Below are 8,611 nucleotides of genomic sequence, written 5' to 3' on the forward strand. Positions count from 1 at the left end.
AGACGGTCCAGCAAGTCTTTGTCGATGCTCATACGTGGGTCTCCTCTGTGAGCAGTTACCACGTCAGCGCACAAAATTCAGGATAGTCCCGGAGATAAGATCGTCATCATCAACCACACCGAAGTCGACGACCCCTTGCGGGGTCGCGGGTACGGGCAGATGCTTATCGAACAAATTGTCGCTGACATGCGAGAGCAAAGCAAAAAGATCGTGCCGCTGTGCCCCTTCGCCGCCTCAGAATTTCGGAAACACCCCGAATGGGCTGACGTGCTGAATTAGGCTTATAAAGCATAGCCAAACACGAACATTTTCAAAAATGTAAGCGTCTCATTTTGTGAAAAAATGAGACCCTTGTTGGCGAACGCCTTGAGGTCAATCTCACGCCCAGTCCAATCCAATCCGGCCATATATGCCCTGCTGTGTATATCGGGCACCATAATCCAAAACGGCGGCGTTGGGTCGTGGGTCGCAAGTTACCGGTCATTGTAAAAACCGCTTCACTGCCTCAAAGTCGGCACCTGCGCCATCTTTTGTTTGATAAACGAACTGAATTGCCGGACCCTAAGCGGCTCGATCCCGCCGGGCGGGCGCATGAAGTGAATGTTCCACTCCGGCGCTACGATATATCTGTCCAGGACAGTTACCAGTTCACCACTTTCAAGATGCTCGGCAACTTCCCATGTACATTTGCGCGCGATGCCAAAGCCGGAAATGGCAGCTTCGGTAACACCCTCTGCAAGATTGGTCACGAAACGGCCCGCAACTTTGACGGCATCTTCCTCCCCATGAGGCCCTTTGAACTTCCAATTCTGCAATGCATCGCGAATTACGCAGTCAAAATGAACCAGGTCCTGTGGCGTTTGTGGCGTACCCATCGCTTTTAGGTAGTCTGGCGCAGCAACCAGAATACGTGGACATGAACTAAGCTTTTGCGCCTTGAGGCTCGAGCTTTCCAGAGCACCCAATCGGATAGCACAATCGAACCCGTTATCCACGATGTCAAAAACCGTATCACTAAGNTGGAGTTGCACGGTCAAACCCGGATGCATCGACAAGAATTCCGTCACAAATGGCGCAATGTACTTCCGCCCGAATGAGGCAGGGCCAGCCAATCTTAGAGTGCCGCGCAGGACTTGATTTTCGCCACNTACGTCAAGCATGGCGTCCTGCACCGTCTCGAAAATCCGCTCTGCATGTTTCAGCAAGCGCTCCCCTTCAAGCGTCACACTGACGCTTCGAGTTGTCCGGTGCAAAAGCTGCGCGCCCACTTCGGATTCGAGTGCCTGAATGCGTTGCGTCGCGCTCGTCGGCGACAAACCAAACTCTGCACCGGCCTTACCGATAGCTCCCAACCGCGCTGCCCGAACGAACAATTCCAGCAATTTCAGATCGTTAATCATTATTTGCCACAGNCAAATAGTATATTATTTTTTGAAGCCATTATCATTCNTTGGTTTCATAGTATCTCACTCCCGGCAACGAGCCAAGACGCTTCACCACGAAAGTATATGACATGATGAAACACTCCGTTCTGCCCATAGCCGCAATAGCCCTGTCGCTAAGTTCCCAGCAATCCTTTGCACAAGAAGCCACCGAGATCGTGAAATTTTCGGATGTTACTTATCAGCCGCTCAACCCAGCACGCGGAGACGCAGCACCTCAGGCCGGCGTGCTCTGGGGGGATATCGCCAAAGACGTGCCCACCGGTGCCATTATCAAATTCGGAGAGAACTTTTCTTCGCCGCCCCATATTCACAACATTACCTATCGGGGCATCGTTATCGAAGGTGCAGTCCACAATGATGATCCCGATGCCGCAAACATGTGGATGGGGCCGGGCTCTTTTTGGTCACAGCCGGCGGGTGAGCCTCACATCACATCTGCGGCGGCAGAGGGCGGCGCAACGATCTTTTTGGAGATCCTCGAAGGGCCATATCTGGTCCGGCCGACCGAAGAGGCTTTTGACAACCANGAACTTCCAGTGAATTTGGATTCAAGCAACGTTGTCTGGCTAAGCACGGATGATGTGACATGGATCGATCAGCCTGCCGCCAAGGACAACACCGCCGCCCCNCAGCTCGCCTACCTTTGGGGAGAGACCAGCGCAANCAATGCAACATTCCTGAAAATTCCGGCAGGAACTTCCGGCACGCTCGAAAGCAATGCTGGATTGCTCCGCGCTGTCACAATCTCCGGCAAAACGGACCTAACCGTCCCGGANGGNTCCACAGNAAGCGATCTGGTTCCCGGCAGCTATTTCGGCTCTGAAACAGGCGGATCATATGATCTGTCTTGCCAGATCGAAGATGATTGCATGCTGTATGTGCGGGCAGAANGCAAATACACTTTCACCGGGAAGTAATCGCAGTGCCGCNGTCGTTTGAAAGATGGCTCTANTCCCACGTTCAAGCGATCGCGGTCCACTGGCAAAGAAAATANCAAGCTCCNGTATCGTGCATCCGCCTGCTTTTCTGAAATCGAACAAACCGGNACGTGGATCTGTCGACTTTNGGCAGGNCAGCTTTTTGGAAAGACAATGAAGTCTTAGCCGCTCGTGATACGTCCGCTTTCACCATTGTCTTCCCCATGCTTCGCACCTGCAGCGAAGGTTCGCAATATGCCCAAAACGGCCATTCGTGCTTTGTCGCACCATCGGAACTCTGTCGCCTTGCCGCTCCCTATGCGCCGCTTGCAGACCAANAAACCGAATTGCATAAAGCTAAATACCTGCAAGCAAGCGAATTTGATTTAGAACGGAAAGTCTGCACCAAACCACGACGCGNTCGACAGGATCGNTGCATTTACCTATGTAACTGGGTACACNAATTNGAGTAGTAAGCNGCGCGCNGTTTGTGTCAGGGCTTTGCGACCGGCGACACCAACGGNACTTTCAANCNCACGANNAANCCCCGCTCCTGCGGCAACAGNTCGACGTCACCACCGTGACGGCGCAGGACATCCTGAACGATGGCAAGCCCAAGCCCGCTGCCCTCCCCTTCGCTNAATTGACCGAACCGTTGAAACGCGGCCTGCGTGCTGTCTTTGGGGATGCCGATGCCGTCATCTTGTACGGTCAGCACCGCATNCCCCGCCTCGGCCACGGTGCTCACGCGGATCGCTGAGAGGCCTGGGCCCCCATGGGACAGCGCGTTTTCGAGAAGATTTGTGATCGCCTCACCCAGCAGCACGCTGTCGCCATTCACGGGCAAAGGGGCAGGATATGGCTCGAAGCCAAAGCCTATATCCCGCGACAGGATCGTCGGGGCAAAGTCACTGCATACTTCGGCAGCGATAGCGTTAAGTTCCAGTCTATCGAATGTTGGTGCCTCGTCGTAGCGCAACCGTTCGAGAGACAACAACTGATTGGCGAGCCGCGCCGATTTACGTGCGGCGGCAATCAACTCGCGTTCGCGCAGGCGACGCTCTTGCGGGTCGCTGACATCCGGCAAAACCTCGGCCAATGACAACAGTGCGGAGGCGGGGTTGCGCAGCTGATGCGCGGCGTTGGAGATAAAGACCTGATGGTCCTCAATGCTCTGGCGCACCTGCCCGAAAAGCCGGTTCAATGTGGCTACAATACCAAAGACCTCGGCCGGGACCGGGCGGCGGATATCGCGCAGGTCATCGGGGGATCGGTGTTGGATCGCATCTTGCAAATCGTTCAAGGGGCGCAGGCCGATCTTCACCCCGAACCAGACCACCAAAGCAAGGGCCGCCATCAGGCTGGCGATCAACGCCGCCGCGCGGCGCGCCAGAGCGGCGGCAAAGGCATTTCGGTCACTGTCCCTTTGCCAGACGGTGACGATCGTATCGCCCGTGAGGTTGCCGATGGTCGTGCTCTCTCGCATCCGCAAAACCCGCACAGGCTCGCCCCGATATTCCGCCATCGTGTAGTCCAGCCGATCCTCGCCCGTTCGGCCGCCGGAAACGGGCGGATAGGCATAGCCGGTAATGTAGATGCCACCAGGACCGGTAACATGGTAAAAAAGCTCACCGCCCCCGGCATCCGAGACGAAATCCCGCGTGCTGGGAGAAAGCGCATCGCCACCAGAAATCGCCACATCGCGAGAGATTGCCAAGGCCGCGGCCAGCAGGCTCCGGTCGAACAGGGTTTCAGAGGTGCGCTGCGCCACTTCAAAGCGCCAAAACCCCAGAACGATCGAAAGCAGCAGCAGCGGCGGCAGGATCAGCATGAAGAGCCGAGAGCGCAGCGACATCGAGGTCATGCGCTATCGACTTCAAGCATATAGCCCAGCCCACGGGCGGCTTTGATGCGGATGCCGAAGGGCTCTAACCGTTTGCGAAGACGGGACACATGCGGCTCGATGGCGCTGTCTTCCTGCGCGGCACCGGTGCCATAGACATGCGTGATCAACTGGGATTTCGACACGATGCGTCCGCGCCGTTCCAGTAGACATTCCAGCGTCGCCAGTTCTTTGCGGGGGAAGGCCAGCGGCTGCTCACCCTCCAACAGCTGCCGGTTCGTGCGGTCAAAGACCAAGGGGCCAATCGCGTCGCGGGCCGCGAACTCAAGGTTCTTGCGCCGCGCCATGGCCCGAAGCCGCGCCTCGAGCTCGTCCATCTCGAAGGGTTTGGTCAGGTAATCATCAGCTCCGGCATCCAGCCCTGCTACTCGCTCTGACGTCTCGGCCCGCGCGGTCAGCAGGATCACTGGCGTGCCATCGCCACGGCGGCGCAGACGGCTCAGAACTTCCAGCCCGTCACAACCGGGCAAGTTACAGTCTAGCACGATCAGGTCAGCCCCCTCATGTCGCAAGAAAATGTCAGCATCTTCCCCGTCATGCAGCAGGTCCACCGCATGGCCCCGATCGCGCAAGCGATGGGCAATTCCCTGTGCCAGAGCCTCATTGTCTTCGATGACTGCAATGCGCATGATTAAAACTTAATCCTGATGCGCAAGTTTCGCGCAAGGTTGGAAAGGCAGTGTGCCCGTGTTGGAGGAGGGATTCGTTCCCTGAAACAAATACGAATTACGGCAGGCGTGAAAGCCTGACCGATACAGAATGTCTACGGGAGGACACCAATGACTATCAAGTATTTCGCCGCAACCGCTGTATCTGCTGCTTGCCTTGCCGCCCCGGCGCTGGCCGAAGTCGACTTTGCAGGGAAAACCATCGAGTGGGTCATCCCCTTCTCGGAAACCGGCGGCTCGGCCAAATGGGCCAACTTCTTTGCGCCGCTCTTGTCCGAAGAACTGCCCGGCAACCCCACCGTCGTGGTCAAATTCATGCCGGGCGCGGGTTCAACCAAAGGCGCCAACTGGTTCCAAGAGCAAGAGCATGACGAGGGCACGGTTCTTTTCGGCACCTCCGGCTCGACCCAGTTCCCCTATCTGCTGGACGATCCGCGTGTGCGCTATGAGTACAGCGACTGGAAGCCTGTCATGGCGTCGGGCACCGGCGGGGTCGCCTATCTGAATCCCACGGACGGTGAAAAATTCGATGGCACCGCCAATAACCTTAAAGACATCAACTTCATCTACGGTTCGCAGGGTGCCACGCGCCTTGATCTCGTGCCGTTGCTGGCATGGGAGATGCTGGGCATGAATGTTGAGCCGGTCTTTGGCATCAAGGGCCGTGGCGATGGCCGTCTGATGTTTGAGCGCGGCGAGGCCACGATCGACTACCAAACCTCGTCAAGCTACCTCGGTGCCTCTGCTGATCTGGTGGAAAAGGGTCAAGCCGTGCCGATGATGACATGGGGCGCACTTGACGACGATGGCAACATCGTCCGCGATCCCACTTTCCCCGACATCCTGACCTTTAAGGAAGTCTGCGAAGCCACCGAAGGCTGCGCCACCGAAGGTGAAGCATGGGACGCATGGAAAGCCTTCTTTATCGCAGGTTTCCCTGTGCAAAAGATCGCCTTCCTGCCCGCAGGGACGCCCGATGACGTGATCGAGACCTACACGGCGGCCTTCGACGCGGTGCGCAACCGCGAAGATTTCGCCCAAATCGCCGAGAAGCGCGTCGGTAAGTACCCCGTCTTCGTAGGCGAAGGCGCGGCAAAGGCGACTGAGCGCGGCACGACCGTCTCTGCGGAGGCGAAAGCCTTCGTCACCAACTGGCTGCAAGAAGCCTATGGCGTTTCGCTGAAGTAAGCGGAACCCTCTTGGCCCCGGGTCAATCCCGGGGCCATCCCCTCCCTTTAATCTAACATTTCGAGGTCGGTGCGATGGATCTGTTCGCAACCGCTCTGCCTGCGCTTGGCCAGGCATGGGCTCTCATTCTGCAACCTATGGTTCTGGGATATCTGGTGCTGGGCGTGGTCATGGGCCTCGCTGTCGGGGTCTTTCCCGGCCTCGGCGGGATCGCGGGGCTGTCGCTGCTTTTGCCTTTCATGTTCGGCATGGACCCGGTGCTGGGTCTGGCGCTGATGATCGGCATGGTCGCGGTGGTGCCAACCTCTGACACTTTCGCTTCGGTTCTAATGGGCATCCCCGGGTCTTCGGCCAGCCAAGCCACAGTGCTTGACGGGTTTCCTATGGCCAAAAAAGGACAAGCCGCGCGGGCGCTATCTGCGGCTTTCACCTCATCGCTCTTCGGCGGTCTGGTCGGCGCGGCTTTCCTGACGTTGTTCATCGTTGTGGCACGTCCCATCGTCTTGTCCTTCGGCCTGCCCGAGATGCTGATGATCTCGATCCTCGGTCTGTCGATGGTGGCGGTGTTGGCGGGTCGCGTAGCGCTTAAAGGTCTGGCGGCCGCGGGCCTCGGTCTGCTTATCGGCACCATCGGCGAGGCCGACGCGGGCGGCTCCCTGCGCATGGCGACCTATGACATCCCCTACCTCACGGACGGGTTGAAACTGGTGATCGTGGGCCTTGGCATCTTTGCCGTGCCCGAGATCGTATCGCTTCTGCGCCAAGACCGGGCGATTTCCAAAGAAGCCAAGCTTGGCGCGGGCTGGGGCGAAGGCGTGCGTGACTGGGTGGCCAACAAATGGCTGTCGGTCCGCTGCTCGTTGATCGGCGTGGTGGTCGGCGTCATTCCCGGCCTTGGTGGGTCAGTCGTTGACTGGATCGCCTATGGTCACGCGGTTCAAACGACGAAAGACAAATCGAACTTCGGCAAAGGCGAAGTGCGCGGCGTGATCGGGCCGGAAAGCTCGAACAACGCGAAAGAGGGCGGCGGTTTGGTCCCTACCCTGCTGTTCGGCATTCCCGGTTCTGGCTCCATGGCGATCTTCATCGGTGCCATCGCGCTCTTGGGGTCTGGCGAGATCGAAGTCGGCCCCTCAATGCTACGCGACAACCTCGACATTACCTATTCGATTGTCTGGCTGCTAGCGTTGGCCAATGTCGTCGGCACACTGCTGTGCATCGCGGCCTCGGGCGGCGTCGCCAAGCTGACGACGATCCGCTTCACCTACCTTGCGCCTTTCCTTTTCATGTTGATCTCATTCGCGGCATTCCAGTCGGGCCAGAACTTCGAAGATATCCTCGCCCTCTTCGTGATCGGGTTGATCGGCATCTTCCTGCGCCGCTTTGACTGGTCGCGCCCGGCCTTCCTCATCGGTTTCGTCCTGTCCAACCCGGTCGAGAAATTCTCGAACCAAGCGTTTCAGATCGCGTCTTTCCGGTTCCGCAAATCCTTTGAGGATGGCATGGACTATGTCTTCTCCCCCATCGTCATTGTGCTGCTGATCATCACCGTGGTCTCTGTCGTGCTGGGTCTGCGTCAGGCCAAGTCGATCATGGCCGAGGGCGATGTGCAGTCCGGCTCAAAACGCGCGCCCTTGGTCTTTTTGCTGATCATCATGGGCTACGTCGTGGCCGCGCTGATCAATGCCTCGCTGATCCCTGACTTCAACATGACCGACAAGATCGTGCCGCTGGTTGTGGGGGGCATCGCATTGGCTGCGCTGCTGATCCTGCTGGTCCAGATGATCCTGCGCCCCGAAAGCGATGCCATCTTCGCCGACAAGGAAGTCTCGGGCGAGGACGCGGATGCGCCCTATGGCCTCTGGAGCACGCTGGCGTGGTTCGTGGGGCTGATCGTCGCCACATATTTCGTCGGCTTCATCCTCGCGCTCTTGGGCTTTTTGGTCAGCTTTCTGCGGGTCCGCGCACAGGCGCATTGGCCGAAAACCCTGATCCTGACAGCCTGCGGCATCGCGCTGATGTGCGTCATGGCCGGTGCGCTCAACCGCGATTTCCCACCCGGCCTGCTGCAAGACGCAGTCGACCTGCCGTGGCCGCTGAACTGAGGAGCTTTGAGATGACACAGACTGCAATCCCCTATCTCTTCATGCGCGGCGGCACCTCGCGGGGGCCATACTTCAACCGCGCGGATTTGCCTGATGACCGCGAAACGCTGGCCGAAGTATTGCTCGCTGTGGTCGGCTCGGGCCATCCGCTCAACATCGACGGCATCGGCGGCGGCGCGGCGGTCACCACCAAGGTCGCAATGCTATCGCCTTCAGACGACAGTTGGGCCGATGTGGATTATTTCTTTGCCCAAGTCTCGGTCGAGGATCGGTTGGTCGATTTCAAACCGACCTGCGGAAACATCCTGTCGGGTGTCGGCCCGGCGGCGGTCGAGCTGGGCCTCGTGCAACCCACCGGCGATGTGACGGATGTGAAGATCCACGC

At 58.1% G+C, this 8,611-nt stretch carries 8 protein-coding genes; 5 read left to right on the plus strand and 3 right to left on the minus strand.

Annotation, left to right across the window (positions count from 1 at the left end; genetic code table 11):
* Positions 1-99 precede the first annotated feature (99 nt).
* Positions 100-279 (plus strand): GNAT family N-acetyltransferase, encoded by a 180-nt coding sequence (locus CBB63_RS12125; protein ID WP_353744266.1) that lies wholly within the window; start codon positions 100-102, stop codon positions 277-279.
* A 218-nt stretch (positions 280-497) separates the two neighbouring features.
* Here CBB63_RS12125 and CBB63_RS12130 read toward each other — a convergent pair whose 3' ends face one another.
* A complete protein-coding gene (locus CBB63_RS12130) occupies positions 498-1,400 on the minus strand; it encodes a LysR family transcriptional regulator (RefSeq protein ID WP_286699339.1) in 903 nt (300 codons plus the stop codon).
* A 116-nt stretch (positions 1,401-1,516) separates the two neighbouring features.
* Between CBB63_RS12130 and CBB63_RS12135 the strand changes: the two genes are divergently transcribed.
* Complete coding sequence (locus tag CBB63_RS12135) at positions 1,517-2,362, plus strand: DUF4437 domain-containing protein (RefSeq protein ID WP_502695915.1); 846 nt, start codon at positions 1,517-1,519, stop codon at positions 2,360-2,362.
* Positions 2,363-2,855: 493 nt separating this feature from the next.
* On the opposite strand, the gene CBB63_RS12140 is transcribed toward CBB63_RS12135, so the two are convergent.
* Together CBB63_RS12140 and CBB63_RS12145 are read right to left on the minus strand one after the other, a co-directional pair.
* The gene (locus CBB63_RS12140; protein WP_286699341.1) at positions 2,856-4,226 is read right to left on the minus strand and encodes a sensor histidine kinase; all 1,371 of its coding nucleotides are present in this window, start codon (positions 4,224-4,226) and stop codon (positions 2,856-2,858) included.
* On the minus strand, positions 4,223-4,894 hold the full coding sequence (locus CBB63_RS12145) for a response regulator transcription factor (protein WP_005851808.1): 672 nt from the start codon (positions 4,892-4,894) through the stop codon (positions 4,223-4,225). The genes CBB63_RS12140 and CBB63_RS12145 overlap by 4 nt, the downstream gene beginning before the upstream one ends.
* A 150-nt stretch (positions 4,895-5,044) precedes the next feature.
* Between CBB63_RS12145 and CBB63_RS12150 the strand changes: the two genes are divergently transcribed.
* The 3 genes from CBB63_RS12150 to CBB63_RS12160 form a co-directional block, all read left to right on the plus strand.
* A complete protein-coding gene (locus CBB63_RS12150; protein WP_286699342.1) occupies positions 5,045-6,121 on the plus strand; it encodes a type 2 periplasmic-binding domain-containing protein in 1,077 nt (358 codons plus the stop codon).
* Between the two features lie 74 nt (positions 6,122-6,195).
* Entirely contained in the window at positions 6,196-8,226 is a 2,031-nt protein-coding gene (locus CBB63_RS12155; protein WP_286699343.1) for a tripartite tricarboxylate transporter permease, read from the plus strand.
* Positions 8,227-8,237: 11 nt separating this feature from the next.
* On the plus strand, positions 8,238-8,611 hold a 374-nt coding region (locus tag CBB63_RS12160), incomplete at its 3' end, for a PrpF domain-containing protein (protein WP_286699344.1).

It is taken from the genome of Sulfitobacter sp. TMED3, from assembly GCF_002167505.1.
In the GTDB taxonomy this organism is placed as follows: Bacteria; Pseudomonadota; Alphaproteobacteria; order Rhodobacterales; family Rhodobacteraceae; genus Sulfitobacter; species Sulfitobacter pontiacus.